Annotated in this window: 10 protein-coding genes; 4 read left to right on the forward strand and 6 right to left on the reverse strand. The window is 70.7% G+C overall.

Going from position 1 to position 14,818, the window contains the following annotated elements; all coding sequences use genetic code 11:
- Positions 1-9: 9 nt before the first annotated feature.
- Both argH and WS92_RS15625 read right to left on the reverse strand, forming a co-directional pair.
- Positions 10-1,419 carry an argininosuccinate lyase gene (gene argH / locus WS92_RS15620; protein WP_059932150.1) on the reverse strand — a complete coding sequence of 470 codons (1,410 nt, stop codon included), beginning with the start codon at positions 1,417-1,419 and terminating at the stop codon, positions 10-12.
- A gap of 305 nt (positions 1,420-1,724) precedes the next feature.
- On the reverse strand, positions 1,725-2,540 hold the full coding sequence (locus WS92_RS15625; RefSeq protein ID WP_006024906.1) for a helix-turn-helix transcriptional regulator: 816 nt from the start codon (positions 2,538-2,540) through the stop codon (positions 1,725-1,727).
- Between the two features lie 188 nt (positions 2,541-2,728).
- On the opposite strand from WS92_RS15625, the gene WS92_RS15630 reads away from it, so the two are divergent.
- A complete protein-coding gene (locus WS92_RS15630) occupies positions 2,729-3,484 on the forward strand; it encodes a class I SAM-dependent methyltransferase (RefSeq protein WP_059932152.1) in 756 nt (251 codons plus the stop codon).
- Between the two features lie 68 nt (positions 3,485-3,552).
- Here WS92_RS15630 and ppc read toward each other — a convergent pair whose 3' ends face one another.
- The gene (gene ppc / locus WS92_RS15635) at positions 3,553-6,513 is read right to left on the reverse strand and encodes a phosphoenolpyruvate carboxylase (RefSeq protein ID WP_059932155.1); all 2,961 of its coding nucleotides are present in this window, start codon (positions 6,511-6,513) and stop codon (positions 3,553-3,555) included.
- A 299-nt stretch (positions 6,514-6,812) separates the two neighbouring features.
- On the opposite strand from ppc, the gene hemC reads away from it, so the two are divergent.
- Genes hemC through WS92_RS15655 form a run of 3 tightly spaced genes read left to right on the forward strand, consistent with a single transcriptional unit; the run spans position 6,813 to position 10,979 of the window.
- Positions 6,813-7,802 carry a hydroxymethylbilane synthase gene (hemC, locus tag WS92_RS15645; RefSeq protein ID WP_059932156.1) on the forward strand — a complete coding sequence of 330 codons (990 nt, stop codon included), beginning with the start codon at positions 6,813-6,815 and terminating at the stop codon, positions 7,800-7,802.
- Positions 7,802-9,784 (forward strand): fused uroporphyrinogen-III synthase HemD/membrane protein HemX, encoded by a 1,983-nt coding sequence (hemDX, locus tag WS92_RS15650; RefSeq protein ID WP_059932158.1) that lies wholly within the window; start codon positions 7,802-7,804, stop codon positions 9,782-9,784. Before hemC ends, hemDX begins: the two co-directional genes overlap by 1 nt.
- A 4-nt stretch (positions 9,785-9,788) precedes the next feature.
- Entirely contained in the window at positions 9,789-10,979 is a 1,191-nt protein-coding gene (locus WS92_RS15655) for a heme biosynthesis protein HemY (protein WP_015601378.1), read from the forward strand.
- 159 nt (positions 10,980-11,138) lie between these two features.
- On the opposite strand, the gene WS92_RS15660 is transcribed toward WS92_RS15655, so the two are convergent.
- The 3 genes from WS92_RS15660 to WS92_RS15670 all read right to left on the reverse strand — a co-directional run bounded on the left by WS92_RS15660 (position 11,139) and on the right by WS92_RS15670 (position 14,782).
- Positions 11,139-12,446: an MFS transporter gene (locus WS92_RS15660; RefSeq protein WP_059932161.1), complete on the reverse strand. Its 1,308-nt coding sequence runs from the start codon at positions 12,444-12,446 to the stop codon at positions 11,139-11,141.
- A gap of 61 nt (positions 12,447-12,507) precedes the next feature.
- On the reverse strand, positions 12,508-13,266 hold the full coding sequence (locus tag WS92_RS15665; protein WP_006024913.1) for an SDR family oxidoreductase: 759 nt from the start codon (positions 13,264-13,266) through the stop codon (positions 12,508-12,510).
- Positions 13,267-13,342: 76 nt separating this feature from the next.
- Positions 13,343-14,782, reverse strand: a complete 1,440-nt coding sequence (locus WS92_RS15670; RefSeq protein ID WP_059932162.1) for an aldehyde dehydrogenase family protein — start codon at positions 14,780-14,782, stop codon at positions 13,343-13,345.
- Positions 14,783-14,818 lie beyond the last annotated feature (36 nt).

The following is a 14,818-nucleotide window of genomic DNA, read 5'->3' on the forward strand; positions in this document are numbered from 1 at the left end:
CGCTCCCGCTTACTTGCCGAGCGCCGCGCGCGCGGCCTTCGCCGCCGCGCGCACCTGATCCGGCGCGGTGCCGCCCGGGTGGTTGCGGCTCGCGACCGAGCCTTCGAGCGTCAGGTAGCCGAACACGTCGTCGCCGATCAGATGCGCGACGTTCGGCAGCTCCTGCTTCATTTCGTCGAGCGTCAGGTCCGCGAGGTCGATGCCGCGCGCATCGCAGATCTTCACCGCGTGCGCGACCGCTTCGTGCGCGTCGCGGAACGGCAGCCCGCGCTTCACCAGATAGTCGGCGAGGTCGGTCGCCGTCGAGAAGCCCTGCTGCGCGGCCGAGCGCATCGCATCCGGCTTCACGGTGATGCCCGCGGCCATCTCCGCGAAGATCCGCAGCGTGTCGGCGACGGTGTCGACCGTGTCGAACAGCGGCTCCTTGTCTTCCTGGTTGTCCTTGTTGTACGCGAGCGGCTGGCCCTTCATCAGCGTGAGGAGCGCCATCAGGTGGCCGTTCACGCGGCCCGTCTTGCCGCGCGCGAGCTCGGGCACGTCCGGGTTCTTCTTCTGCGGCATGATCGAGCTGCCGGTGCAGAAGCGGTCGGCGATGTCGATGAAGCCGACGCGCGGGCTCATCCACAGCACGAGCTCTTCCGAGAAGCGCGATACGTGCGTCATCACGAGCGCGGCCGCGGCCGTGAATTCGATCGCGAAGTCGCGGTCGGACACCGCGTCGAGCGAGTTCGCGCAGATGCCGTCGAAGCCGAGCGTCTTCGCCACAGCGTGGCGGTCGATCGGATAGCTCGTGCCCGCGAGCGCCGCCGCGCCGAGCGGCAGGCGGTTCACGCGCGCGCGGCAGTCGCGCATGCGCTCGGCGTCGCGCGAGAACATCTCGACGTAGGCGAGCAGGTGATGGCCGAACGTGACGGGCTGCGCGACCTGCAGGTGCGTGAAGCCCGGCAGGATCGTGTCCGCGTTCTTTTCGGCGAGATCGATCAGCGCGCCGCGCAGGTCGGTCAAGAGGCCGCCGATGCGGTCGATCTCGCCGCGCAGCCACAGGCGGATGTCGGTCGCGACCTGATCGTTGCGCGAGCGGCCTGTGTGCAGGCGCTTGCCCGCGTCGCCGATGAGCGCGGTCAGGCGCGCCTCGATGTTCAGGTGCACATCTTCGAGATCGAGCTGCCACTCGAATTCGCCGCGCTCGATCTCGCCCCTGATCTGCGCCATCCCGCGCTCGATCGCGGCGAGGTCGTCGGCGCTGATGATCTTCTGCGCGGCGAGCATGCCCGCGTGCGCGAGCGAGCCGGCGATGTCGACGAGCGCGAGCCGCTTGTCGAAGAAGACCGACGACGTATAGCGCTTGACGAGCTCGGACATCGGTTCCGAAAAGCGGGCCGACCAGGCCTCGCCCTTTTTGTGCAGTTGGGACGTCATGGCGATTCTTAGCAGGGGAGTGGAGCGGCGCGCGCCGCGAATGGACAACGCGGATTCTAGCATTCGCGGGCCGGCCGACCGACGCCGGCGGGGCCGGAGCGGCGAGGCGCGCGCGGCGAAAAAGGCGCGCGCCGGGGCGGCGGCGCCGCTCTCGCGACGCCCGCGTTGTAGATGCCGGGCGTCGCTTCCGCATGCGCTTTCACCGCGACGATCATGTTCTGACGCGGTCTTGCCCGGCTTCGGCCAGCTTGGCGCGGCACGGCGGATTGACGCGTGCGGCCGAACGCGGGCGCGGTTTCGCGCCGTCAGACGTCCTCCCGAACCAGCAGGACGAGCTTCAGGTCCTCGCGGTGCGCGGGCTTGAGCGTCATTTGCTGATAGACGGCGCGGCCCTCGCGCGGATGGTCGAACGCGCGTTCGCCGCCTTCGCGCTCGCCCACGTCCTGCGACGCCCAGTAATGCGCGAACGCCTCGCTGTCGGCGAGCAGCGAATCGATCAGCGCGCGGGTGGGCGCGTCGTTCAGATGGCGGATCGTGTCCGCGCGGAATTCGGCGACGAGCCGCCGCGCACGCGTTTCCCAATCGACGATCAGCGCGCGTGCCGCGGGCGACGTGAACGTGAAGCGCAGCAGGTTGCGCTCGCCGCGCTCGCCGTCGAGCCAGCCGGTGAAGAGCGCGGCGGCCGCGTCGTTCCACGCGAGCGCGTTCCATTGGCGGTCGAGCACGTACGCGGGCGTCGCGATCAGCTTCACGGCGGCGACGAGCGTGTCCGGCACGTCGCTCGCCGCGAATTCGGGCTCGGCCGGGTCGCGCTGCGCGGCGAGCTCGAACAGATATGCACGCTCGGCGCGCGACAGCCGCAGCGCGACCGCGATGCGCGCGAGCGCGTCGGCCGATGCCGACACTTCGCGGCCCTGCTCGATCCACGTGTACCAGGTCGGACTCACGCCGCAGAGCTGCGCGACTTCCTCGCGGCGCAGCCCGGGCGTCCTGCGCCGCGGGCCGGGCGGCAGGCCGAGCGCCTGCGGCGACAGCCGCTCGCGGTGCGCGCGGATGAACTCGCCGAGCGCGCGGGCGGGCGTGGAATCGAGGGACGGCGGCGGGGCGGACGGGCGGCTCATCTGGGGCGGATCGGGCGATGCGTGAGAACGAACGGGACGGCGGCGCTCCGGCAGGCAGGCTGGTGGAACGGATACCAGGATAATTGCTTGGCTTGTACCAGTACCAATCGGGCTCTATTGTAGCGGCTCATGGCGGCCGATGCAGTTGGCCGGCCGCCTTCGATCCCCACGTGACAAGGAATCCGCCGATGAAGCATCACGATCGAGTCGCCGACGCGTTCGGCACGACCGCCTCCGCCTATTTGACGAGCGCCGTCCATGCGAGCGGCGCGGATCTCGACACGCTTGCCGCCGAGATCGGCGCGACGCCCGGCGCGCGCGTGCTGGATCTCGGCTGCGGCGCGGGCCATGCGAGCTTTGCCGCCGCGCGCGGCGGCGCGCAGGAGGTGATCGCTTACGACCTCGCGCCGCAGATGCTCGCGACGGTCGAGGCGGCGGCGCGCGAGCGCGGCCTCGCGGACGTGCGAATCGAGCAGGGCGCGGCCGAGCGGCTGCCGTTCGCCGATGTGTCGTTCGACTGGATCGTGAGCCGGATGAGCGCGCACCACTGGCACGACGTGCCGCGCGCGCTCGGCGAGGCGCGCCGCGTGCTGAAGCCGGGCGGCCGCGTGCTGTTCGTCGACATCGCGGGCGCCGATCATCCGCTCGTCGACACGCATCTGCAGACGGTCGAGTTGTTGCGCGACGCGTCGCACGTGCGCGATTACCGCGCGGACGAATGGCTCGCATTTTTCGCGCAGGCGGGCTTCGTCGCGCGGGTGCGCGAGCGCTGGCGCCTGCCGATCGGGTTCGACGGCTGGGTCGCGCGGATGAGGACGCCCGACGTGCGCGCGAACGCGATCCGCGCGCTGTGGGCGGACGCGCCCGACGAGGTGCGCGCGTATTTCGACGTGCAGCCGGACGGCTCATTCGAGCTCGACGCGGTGATGATCGACGCGCGTTGATGCGGCGGCGAGGGTGGCGGGGCGCGCGGGCGGGCAGGAAGGCGCGCGTCGCCGCCCGCGCGCGACGCTCAACCCGTATTGCGCAGGCCGGCCGCGATCCCGTTGATCGTCAGGTGGATCCCGCGCCGCAGCCGCGCGTTCGAGTCTCCCGCGCGGTGCCGCTTGATCAGCTCGACTTGCAGGTGGTTCAGCGGATCGAGGTACGGGAAGCGGTTCTTGATCGAGCGCGCGAGGAGCGGATTCGCGGCGAGCCGCGCCTCGGTGCCGGTGATCTCGGCGAGCGCGTCCGCCGTGCGGTGCCATTCGGCGACGATCCGCTCGAACACGTGCTTGCGCAGCTTCTTGTCGGCGACGAGCTGCGCATAGCGCGATGCGACCGCGAGATCGGTCTTCGCGAGCACCATGTCCATGTTCGACAGCAGGTTCGCGAAGAACGGCCAGGTCTTGTTCATCTTCTTGAGCAGCGCGACGCGCTTGCCGCGCTCGGCCGCGTCCGGCGCGCCGTCGAGATACGCGGCGACCGCGCTGCCGAAGCCGTACCAGCCAGTCAGCAGCAGCCGGCACTGGCCCCACGAGAAGCCCCACGGAATCGCGCGCAGATCCTCGATCCTGCGATTCTTCGGATCCTGCAGCTTGCGCGAAGCGGGCCGGCTGCCGATGTTCAGCTCGGCGATCTCGGTGATCGGCGTCGACGAGAAGAAGTAGTCGGTGAAGCCGGGCGTCTCGTAGACGAGCGCGCGGTACGACGCCATCGCCGCATCCGACAGCGCCTGCATCGTCGCTTCGAACGCAGGCAATTGCTTCGGCGCGTTGCTGTGCGGCGCGAGCGTCGCCTCGAGCGTCGCGGCGACGACCGTCTCCAGATTGCGCCGGCCGATCTCCGGGTTCGAGAACTTGCTCGCGATCACCTCGCCCTGCTCGGTCAGCCGGATCTGGCCGTTCACCGTGCCGGGCGGCTGCGACAGGATCGCCTGATAGGTGGGACCGCCGCCGCGGCCCACCGTGCCGCCGCGGCCGTGGAACAGGCGCAGCTTGATCCCGCGCTCGTGGAACAGGTCGACGAGCGCCAGTTCCCCGCGATAGAGCTCCCAGTTCGACGTGAGGAAGCCGCCGTCCTTGTTGCTGTCCGAATAGCCGAGCATCACTTCCTGCTCGTGGCCTTGGTGCGCGAGCAGCTCGCTCACGCCCGGCAGCGCGAAGAATTCGCGCATGATGTCGGACGCGTTGCGCAGATCGGCGATCGTCTCGAAGAGCGGAATCGCCATCAGGCCGTTGCGCGCGTTGGCGTGCGGCGTGCCGAGCGTGCCTTCGAAGAGGCCCGTCTCCTTCTGCAGCAGCAGCACTTCGACGAGGTCGCTCACCGTCTCGGTGTGCGAGATGATGTAGTTGCGCACCGCGCGCGCGCCGAACTGCGCGCGGATCGCGCGTGCGCGCTCGAGCACGCCGAGCTCGCTCTTCGCGAGGTCCGAATAGTCGAGATACGGCGAGCGCAGCGGCCGCGGGTCCGCGAGCGCCGCGAGCAGCACGCGCAGCTTGTCCGCTTCGGGCAGCGCCGCGTAGTCGGGCTCGACGCCGCCGCGCGCGAGCAGCTCGGCGATCACGGTTTCATGGATGTCCGAGCTCTGCCGCAAGTCGATGCTTGCGAGATGGAAGCCGAACACCTCGGCCGCGCGCGTGAGCGGCGCGAGGCGCGGCGTCGCAAGCGATTCGCCGTGATGCAGCGCGAGCGAATCGGTCAGCACGCGCAGATCGGCGACGAATTCCTCCGCGTCCGCATACGGCGTCGCGCGCACGGGCGCGGCGCCGCGGCCCGCGCTCCGCACGGGCACCGCGCCTTCGCCCAGCCGCACGCGCGCGCTTGCCGCGAGCCGCGTGTAGACGCCGATCAGCGCGCGGCGGTACGGCTCGTCGACGCGGTGCGGCGACTGGTCCGGCGACGCGGCCGCGAGCGCCTTCAGCGCATCGCTCGCGCCGACGAGCAGGTTCGACGCGGAGAGCTCCGCGCCCAGCTTGTGCACCTGCTCCAGGTAATGCTCGAAGATCACCGCCGCCTGGCGGGTGATCGCCTCGTCGAGCGTCGTGGCGGTGACGTTCGGGTTGCCGTCGCGGTCGCCGCCGATCCAGCTACCCATCTGGAAGAACGCCGGCACGCGCGCGGGCAGGCCGTGCTCGGCGAGCGCCTCCTCGATGTCCGCGTAGAGCGCGGGCAGCTCGTCGAGGAACGTCGCGCGGTAGTACGACAGCGCGTTCTCGATCTCGTCGGCGACCGTCAGGCGCGCGTCGCGCAGCATCCGGGTCTGCCAGAGCGTCGTCACGCGCGCGCGCAGCAGCGCCTCGTTGTGCGCGAGCTCGCGAGCGGTCAGCGGCTGGTCGCGCTCGGCGAGCAGGCGTGCGATGTCGTGCTGCGCGTCGAGAATGCTCTTGCGCTGCACTTCGGTCGGGTGCGCGGTCAGCACGGGCACGATCAGCGCGCCTTCGAAGAACTGCTTGATCGTCTTCGGCGACGCGTCGCCCGCCTGCCGGAGCCTGTCGAGCGCATACGCGACGGTGCCCGCCTGCGGCGCGGAGCCCGCGAGCGCGTGGATCCGGCGGCGGCGGTTGTGATGGCGGTCCTCGGCGATGTTCGCGAGGTGCGAGAAATAGCTGAACGCGCGCACGACGCTCACCGTCTGGTCGGGCGTGAGCTTGCGCAGCATTTTTTCGAGCGTCTGCGCGGCGGCCTTGTCGTCCTCGCGGCGGAACTTGACGGCGGTCTGGCGGATCGTCTCGACGATGTCGAACACGGCGTCGCCTTCCTGCTCGCGAACGACGTCGCCGAGCAGGCGGCCGAGATAGCGGATGTCCTCGAAGAGCGGGCGGTCCTTGTCCTCGCGCGTGCGGCCCTGGGGCTTCGCGGATGCGGCGTTCGTCGGCGCGATCGTGCGCGCGGGTTTCGCGGCGCGGCGGACGGGAAGCTCGGCGTTCGCCGGGGCGGAGGAGGACGAGACAGCATTGCGGCGCGTCGCGCGCGCCGATCCGGAAGACTTCACGATCGATTTCCTTGGGAAAGCACGAGTGAACGGGAACTGCGGTCCAGCAACAGCGAGGGCGATCAAGCGGCGCGGCGGACGACGCGACCGGGCGACGCGGCGAGTGACGCGGCGGACGACGCGACGACGGCGGACCGGACCCGCCCGGCGGACGCCGGACTCCTTCTCGAACCGAACGACCGTTCGGGATCTTGACGCAGACCGGGCGGGCCGCTCGCGCAGCCCGTCCGGCGGGCGGCCGCGCAAGATGCGCGTGCTACCATAGTCTGTTCCTAACCCCGTCCCTCGATGTCCCTGCAATGAACTCCGAGACTCTTCCGGCCGAGCTGCCCGCGACGCTGACGATCGCGTCGCGCGAGAGCCGCCTCGCCATGTGGCAAGCCGAGCACGTGCGTGATGCGCTGCGCAAATTATATCCAGCTTGCGACGTGAAAATCCTCGGGATGACGACGCGCGGCGATCAAATTCTCGATCGCACGCTGTCGAAGGTCGGCGGCAAGGGCCTGTTCGTGAAGGAGCTCGAGAGCGCGCTCGCCGACGGCCGCGCGGATCTCGCCGTGCATTCGCTGAAGGACGTGCCGATGGCGCTGCCCGAAGGCTTCGCGCTCGCGGCAGTGATGAGCCGCGAGGACCCGCGCGACGCGTTCGTGTCGAACGATTACGCGTCGCTCGACGCGCTGCCGGCGGGCGCCGTCGTCGGCACGTCGAGCCTGCGCCGCGAGGCGATGCTGCGCGCGCGCCATCCGCGGCTCGACGTGCGGCCGCTGCGCGGCAATCTCGACACGCGGCTCGCGAAGCTCGACCGCGGCGACTACGCGGCGATCATTCTCGCCGCCGCGGGCTTGAAGCGCCTCGGCCTCGCCGCGCGGATCCGCGCGCTGCTCGACGTCGACGACAGCCTGCCCGCCGCGGGTCAGGGCGCGCTCGGCATCGAGATCGCCGCGCGCCGCGCGGACGTCGCCGCGTGGCTCGCGCCGCTGCACGATCATGCGACCGCGCTCGCGGTCGAGGCCGAACGCGCGGTGTCGCGTGCGCTCGGCGGCAGTTGCGAGGTGCCGCTCGCCGCGCATGCGGTGTGGCGCGGCGACGAGCTGCATCTGACGGGCAGCGTGTCGACGACGGACGGCGCGCGCGTGCTCGCCGCGCACGCGCGGTCGCGCGCCGCGACGGCCGCCGATGCGCTCGCGCTCGGCCGCGCGGTGTCCGACGAGCTCGAGCGGCAGGGCGCGCGCGCGATCGTCGACGCGCTCGTCGCGGCGAGCGCGCAACCGCAACAGGACGGCGCGTGATGGCGGGCGCGCCGCGCACGACGTTCACCGCGGTGCTCACGCGCCCCGACGGGCAGTCGGCGGCGCTCGCGGCGCAACTCGCCGCAGCGGGCATCGACGTGCTCGACTTCCCGCTCATCGACATCGCGCCGCTTGCGGACGACGCGCCGCTCGCCGAGGCGTTCGCGCGGCTCGACGCGTATGCGCTCGTCGTGTTCGTGTCGCCGAACGCGATCGATCACGCGCTCGCGCGGCTCGGCGCGATCTGGCCGCATTCGCTGCCGATCGGCGTCGTCGGGCCGGGCAGCGTCGCCGCGCTCGCCCGGCACGGGGTCGCGCCGGGCGCGCATCGCGTGATCGCGCCGCGCGCGCCCGACGACGGCGGCGAGCCGCACTACGATTCCGAAAGCCTCTTCGCCGAGATCGTCCGCGCGTTCGACGGCGAGGCGACGCTCGCCGGCAAGCGCGCGCTGATCGTGCGCGGCGACGGCGGCCGCGAATGGCTCGCCGAGCGCCTGCGCGAAGCGGGCGCCGACGTCGAGCTCGTCGCCGCGTACCGGCGCGTGAGCCCGGAACCTTCGATCGGCGCGTGGGAGCGCGTGCACGCGTTGCTGTCGGGCGCGCCGCACGCATGGCTCGTGACGAGCTCGGAAGGCGTGCGCAATCTGCAGGAGCTCGCGCACGAGCATTTGAACGAGGCCGAGATCGATGCGCTCAAGCGCGCGCAGTTCGTCGCGCCGCATCCGAGGATCGTCGAGACCGCGCGCGCACTCGGTTTTGATAGGATTACGCTGTCCGGCGCGGGCGATGAGCGTATCGTCCGCGCATTTCGCACGTTGGCCGACCAGGCCGATCAACCGGCGACAGCCGCACCGATGCCTTCTCGCATGACAGACACCAACGATACCAAAGACGTCTCTTCCAAACCGGCCGCGGCTCCTGTTCCGCCGCCGAATCAACCGTTTACGCCGTTTGAAACGAAAGAGCGGCGCAGCGGCTCGAGCGCGGCGCTGTGGTTCGTGGTCGTCGTGATCGCGGCCGCGGCGGGCGCCGGCGGCTACGCGCTGAACCGCAAGGTCGACCGCCTCGACCAGCACGCGCTCGAGCGTCAGAAGGCGCTCGACGCGCAGACGGCCGAGATCCGCACGAAGACCGATCAGGCGCTCGCGAGCGTGCGTCAGGCGGATTCGCAGTTGTCGCAGCTCGAAGGCAAGCTCGCCGACGCGCAGACCGCGCAGACCGCGCTGCAGCAGCAATATCAGGATCTGTCGCGCAACCGCGACGCGTGGATGATCGAGGAAGTCGGCCAGATGCTGTCGAGCGCGAGCCAGCAGCTCCTGCTGACGGGCAACACGCAGCTCGCGCTGATCGCGCTGCAGAACGCCGATTCGCGGCTCGCGGCGTCGCAGAGCGCGCAGGCCGTCGTCGTGCGCAAGGCAGTCGCGCAGGACATCGAACGGTTGAAGGCCGCGCCGACGGCGGACCTCACCGGGCTCGCGATCAAGCTCGACGATGCGATCGCGAAGGTCGACACGCTGCCGCTCGCGGGCGAAGTGCTCGCGCCGCACGCGCAGGCGAAGCCCGAGGTTGCCGCGAGCGCCGAGCACGCGGCCGCGGCGGCGGGCGAGCCGCGCTGGAAGGCGTGGTGGCGCGGCTTCTCGGCGGGCATCGGCGCGCAACTGAAGTCGCTCGTCGAAGTGCGCCGCATCGATCACGCTGACGCGATGCTCGCGTCGCCCGAACAGGGCTACTTCGTGCGCGAGAACGTGAAGCTGCGTCTTCTGAGCGCGCGGCTTTCGCTGCTCGCGCGCGACGACAGCGCGATGAAATCCGATCTGCATGCCGCGCAGGCGGCCGTCGCGCGCTACTTCGACGGTGCGTCGAAGGACACCCGGATCGTTCAGGATCTGCTCAAGCAGGTCGACGCCGCGTCGCTGACGGTTGCGGTGCCGAACCTCAACGCGAGCCTGAACGCGGTTCAACAGTTCAAGAGCCGGGGTTGACGCCATGACGCTGCGTGGAATCATTTGGCTCGCCGTGCTGTTCGCGATCGCCGCGGCGCTCGCGACGGTCGGGCGCTTCGATGCCGGCCAGGTGCTGATCGTCTATCCGCCGTATCGCATCGACGTGTCGCTGAACTTCTTCGTGCTCGCGATCATCGTCGCGTTCATCGTGCTGTACGCGCTGATGCGGATCGTGCGCAACCTGTGGCGGATGCCGCAGCGCGTGGCCGCGTATCGCGCGCGGATGCGCAACGAGCGCGCGCAGGCTTCGCTGCGCGACGCGCTCGCGAACCTCTACGCGGGCCGCTTCTCGCGTGCGGAGAAGGCCGCGCGCGATGCGCTCGCGGTCGGCTCGAACCAGGGCGCGGCGAGCCTCATCGCCGCGGCCGCGACGCACCGGATGCACGAGTATGCGCGGCGCGACGAATGGCTCGCGAAGGTGAGCGGCCAGGAATGGCAGGACGCGCGCCTGCTCGCGACGGCCGACATGCGCGCGGACGGCCGCGACGCCGAGGGCGCGCTCGCCGCGCTCGCCGAGATGCAGGCGTCGGGCGGCAAGCGCATCCACGCGCAGCAGATCGCGCTGCGCGCGCAGCAGCAGAACAAGAACTGGGTCGAGGTGCTGAAGATCGCGAAGGCGCTCGAAAAGCGCGAGGCGCTGCATCCGGCCGCGGCCGTGCGTCTGCGCCAGCAGGCGGCCGAGCATCTGCTGCGCGACCGCCGGCACGACGCCGACGCGCTCCTCGAAGTGTGGCAGACGCTGTCGGCCGCCGAGCGGCAATCGCCGCGCCTCGCGGATCTCGCCGCCGAGTTGCTGATCGCGCTCGAGCGCCGCCAGGAAGCGCGGCGGATCATCGAGGACGCGCTCGCGCACAACTGGAACGCGCGCCTGCTGCGCCGCTATCCGGACACGGCGGGCGCCGACGCGCTGCCGCTGATCCAGAAGGCCGAGGGCTGGCGTCGCGAGCGCCCGGACGACGCGGACCTGCTGTTCGCGCTTGGCCGCCTGTGCCAGCAGCAGCAACTGTGGGGCAAGGCGCAATCGTTCCTCGAATCGGCGCTGAAGCTTGCCGACGACGAGCCGCTCAGGATTCGCGCGCATCGCGCGCTCGCGCGCCTGTTCGAGCACCTCGGCGAGACCGACAAGGCCGCGCAGCACTATCGCGAAAGCGCGCTTGCAATCACGGTCGTCTGAGTCTGAGCGCTCGGGCGGCGGGCGCTTTCCGGCGCGCCCGACGCCGAACGGCAGAACGGTGGAACCCGAGAACGGCAGCCTCGATGGCTGCCGTGTTCGTTGAGGCGCCGCGATGCGCAACGTGCATCGCGCATCGAATACCGAGGATCGAGCGTCGAATCAGACGTCGACGAGCGATTTAGGCACCGACAGCGTGAGCAGACCGCCCAGCACGAGGAACCCGGCGAGCATGTACATTCCCGCGTCGTTCGACGCGGTCGCCTGCCTGAGCCAGCCGACGAGGTAGGGGCTCAGGAAGCCCGCGAGGTTGCCGACCGAATTGATGATCGCGATGCCCGCGGCGGCGGCCGTGCCGCCGAGGAACGCGGTCGGCAGGCTCCAGAAGAGCGGCAGCGTCGTCAGGATGCCTATCGTCCCGAGCGTCAGGCCGAGCATCGCGAGCGCCGTGTCGTGCGCCCAGGCGACCGACAGCACGAGCCCGAGCGCGCCCGCCGCCGCGGGAATCGCGAGGTGCCAGCGCCGCTCGCGGCGGCGGTCCGCGCTGTGCGCGATCGCGAGCATCGCGACGACGGCCGCCGCGTACGGCACGGCGGACAAAAGGCCGATCGCGAACGCGTCGGTCACGCCCGTCGATTTGATGATCGTCGGCAGCCAGAAGCCGACGCCGTAGAGCCCCATCACGAACGAGAAGTAGATGAGGCCCATCAGCCAGACGCGCGGGCTCGTGAACACGACGGAAAGCGGCAGGTCCTCCTTGCGCGCCTCTTCGGCTGCGATGTTGCGCGACAGCAGCGCCTTTTCGTCGTCGTCGAGCCATTTCGCCTTCGCGATCCGGTCGTCGAGCGCGAACAGCAGCAGGATGCCGACGAGCACCGACGGCACGCCTTCGAGCAGGAACAGCCACTGCCAGCCGTGCCAGCCGTTCGCGCCGTCGAACGTCTTCAGGATGTAGCCGGAGATCGGCCCGCCGACGACGCCCGACAGCGCGACGGCCGTCATGAAGAGCGTCGTCATGCGGCCGCGGCGGTGCGCCGGATACCAGTAGGTCAGGTAGAGGATCACGCCGGGGAAGAAGCCGGCTTCCGCGACGCCGAGCAGAAAGCGCATCGTGTAGAACATCGCAGGCGTCGACACGAACATCGTCAGCGCCGAGATGATGCCCCACGTGACCATGATCCGCGCGATCCATATGCGTGCGCCCACCTTGTGCAGGATCACGTTGCTCGGCACTTCGAACAGAAAATAGCCGACGAAGAAGATCCCGGCGCCGAGGCCGTAGACCGCGTCGGACAGGTGCAGGTCGGCCGCCATCTGCAGCTTCGCGAAGCCGACGTTGACGCGGTCGAGATACGCGACCACGTAGCAGAGCAGCAACAGCGGCGCGAGCCGCCACGAAACCTTGCGATAGGTGGCCGCCTCGAAGGCGGGCGGCGCGTTCGGCGTGGTCGCGGGCATGGTGCTGGCCATGATCGTCTCCTCTTGTGTGTCGTCCGGTTGTTTGGCTGTACGGTTGGCCGGCGCGCGGCGTTCAGACGCAGCGGCCGCCGTCGACTTCGACGCACACGCCGGTGACGAACGCGGCTTCGTCGGACGCGAGATAGAGCGCCGCGTTCGCGATGTCCTGCGGCGTCGACAGCCGGCCGAGCGGGATCGTCGCGACGAAGCGCGCGCGGTTCTCCGGCGTGTCGGGCACGCCCATGAACTCGCTCGTGAGGCCGGTCTCGCCGAGCACCGGGTTCACGCAGTTCACGCGGATCCGGTCGGCTCCGAGCTCGACGGCGAGCGTCTTGCTCGCGGTGATCATCGCGCCCTTCGTGCTGTTGTACCAGACGAGGCCGGGGCGCGGCCGCACGCCCGCCGTCGACGCGATGTTGACGAACGCGCCGCCGCCCGCGCCGCGGAAATACGGGACGAACGTCTGCACGCTCCAGAAGAGGCTCTTCATGTTGACCGCGTACACGCGGTCGTATTCGGCTTCGGTGATGTCGAGCACCGGCTTGTTGCGGTGCGTGGTGCCGGCGTTGTTGACGACGACCTGCACGCTGCCGAACGCGTCGAGCGCGGCGCCGCGCAGCGCATGCCAGTCTTCGCCGCGCGACACGTCGCCCGCGACGGCGAGCGCGCGGCCGCCCGAGAGCGCGATTTCGCTCGCGACGCGCTCGGCCGCCGCCGCGTTCAGATCGTTGACGACGACGCACGCGCCTTCGCGCGCGAACGTTCTTGCAATGCCTTCGCCGAAGCCCGAGCCTGCGCCCGTGACGACGGCCGTCTTGCCGCTGAGCCGCATCGGTTGTCTCCTGAGTCTTGTTGTGAATGCGAATGCCGGAACGCCGCCGCGGCACGCATGCGCGCCGCCGCCCGGCTCAGCCGTGTCTGAGCGCGATCGTCTTGAGCACGGTGAAGCCGTACAGCGCCTCGAAACCCTTCTCGCGGCCGTAGCCGGAGCGGCCGGTGCCGCCGAACGGCAGCTCGACGCCGCCGCCCGCGCCGTAGTTGTTGACGAACACCTGCCCCGCGCGCAGCTTGCGCGCGAGCCGCATCTGCCGCGCGCCGTCGCGCGTCCATATGCCGGCGACGAGCCCGTAGGGCGTGCCGTTCGCGAGCGCGAGCGCTTCGTCCTCGTCGGCGAACTTCATCGCGGCGAGCACCGGGCCGAACACCTCCTCCTGCGCGAGCCGGTGCGTGTACGGCACGTCGCGCAGCAGCGCGGGCGCCTGGTAGAAGCCCGTTTCGGGCGCGTCCGGCACGACCTCGCCATGCGCGGCCATCGGGATGCCGTCGTGCTGCGCGTCGGACAGGAAGTCCCACACGCGTTGCTGCTGCTTCGCGTTGATGAGCGGCCCGCAATCGAGATCGGCGTGGCCGGGGCCGACCTTCAGCCCGTTGAACGCGGTTGCGAGCCGCTCGACGAGCGGCTCGTAGACCGCCTTGTCGATCAGCACGCGGCTGCCGGCCGAGCAGGTCTGGCCGGCGTTCTGGACGATCGCCGACACGAGCACGGGCAGCGCGGCGTCGAGGTCCGCGTCGGCGAACACGATCTGCGGCGACTTGCCGCCGAGCTCGAGCGTAGCGCTCGCGTGGTGCTCGGCCGCCATCTGCGCGACGAGGCGGCCCGTGTCGGGCGAGCCGGTGAACGATACGTGGTCGACGCCCGGATGCCGCGCGAGCGCCGCGCCCGCCTCGTGGCCGTAGCCCGTCACGACGTTGAGCGTGCCCGCGGGAAGCCCGGCTTCGGCGGCGAGCGTCGCAACGCGCAGGATCGACAGGCACGCGTCCTCCGATGGCTTGACGACGCACGCGTTGCCCGCGGCGAGCGCCGCGCCGACGCTGCGCCCGAGGATCTGCATCGGGTAGTTCCACGGCACGATGTGGCCTGTCACGCCGTGCGGCTCGCGCAGCGTGAGCACCGTGTAGCCGTCGCGGTACGGCAGCGTTTGCCCGTGCAGCTTGTCCGCCGCGCCCGCGTAGAACTCGAAGTAGCGGGCGAGCGCGTCGGCGTCCGCGCGCGCCTGCGCGAGCGGCTTGCCGGTGTCGCGCGACTCGATGAGCGCGAGCTCCTCGCGGCACGCGGCGACGAGCATCGACAGCCGGTACAGCACGCGCCCGCGCTCGGCCGCGCCGACCGAGCCCCACGGGCCGTCGAACGCCGCGCGGGCCGCGCGCACGGCCGCGTCGACGTCGGGCGCGGTGCCGCGCGCGAGCCGCGCGAACGGCTCGCCGTCGGACGGATCGATCACGGCGATCGTCTCGCCGCCCGCGGGCGCCGCCCATGCGCCCGCGATGAAGTGCTTCGCTTCTTCCATGCCCGCTCCCGGCCGTTCGCGCGTTGTCTGATCGTC

This window comes from Burkholderia sp. MSMB1588 (assembly GCF_001546925.1).
GTDB lineage: Bacteria > Pseudomonadota > Gammaproteobacteria > Burkholderiales > Burkholderiaceae > Burkholderia > Burkholderia humptydooensis.